The organism is bacterium (assembly GCA_020440705.1).
In the GTDB taxonomy this organism is placed as follows: domain Bacteria; phylum Krumholzibacteriota; class Krumholzibacteriia; order LZORAL124-64-63; family LZORAL124-64-63; genus JAGRNP01.
Genome location: JAGRNP010000295.1, coordinates 1 through 624, shown reverse-complemented (window position 1 = coordinate 624; position 624 = coordinate 1). Strand labels below are relative to the sequence as shown.

The following is a 624-nucleotide window of genomic DNA, read 5'->3' as shown; positions in this document are numbered from 1 at the left end:
GGCCCCGACCCACGTCACCGGTCCCGATGCGGAGGCCTACGGCCTGGAAGTGCTGGCCGAGGTCCTTTCGGGCAACACCACCAGCCGGCTCTACCGCGATCTCGTCGTCGACCAGGGCGTGGCCGCCTCGGCCGGGGCCTGGTACGACGCCGACGCCATCGATCCCTCGCGCTTCGGCTTCTGGATTGTGCCCGCCGACGGCCGCAGCGCCGAGGAGGCCGAGGCCGCGCTGCGCGCCGCCATCGACCGCCTGCTCGCCGACGGCATCACGCAGGACGAGCTCGACCGCGCCAAGGCGCGCATGGCCGCCGACCTGATCTATGCCCGCGACAGCGTCTCCTCCATCGCGCGCTGGTACGGCGCCTCGCTTGCCGTCGGCCTCTCGATCGAGGAGATCGAGGCTTGGCCCGACCGCATCGACGCGGTCACCGTCGAGCAGGTCAACGAGGCCGCGCGCGACGTCATCGTGCCCCAGACCGAAGTCACCGGCGTGCTGCTGCCCCAGGGAGGCGACGATGCGTGAGGCCCTGAAATCCGTCGTCCTGGCCCTCGTCGCCGTCGCCGCGCTGGCCCTGCCCGCGCGCGCCGAGGGCGGCATCGAGACCTTCACCACGCCGGCCGGCA

Annotated in this window: 1 protein-coding gene; it reads left to right on the top strand. The window is 72.9% G+C overall.

Annotation, left to right across the window (positions count from 1 at the left end; all coding sequences use genetic code 11):
- On the top strand, positions 1-523 hold a 523-nt coding region (locus tag KDM41_18460; protein MCB1185408.1), incomplete at its 5' end, for an insulinase family protein.
- Positions 524-624: the final 101 nt, after the last annotated feature.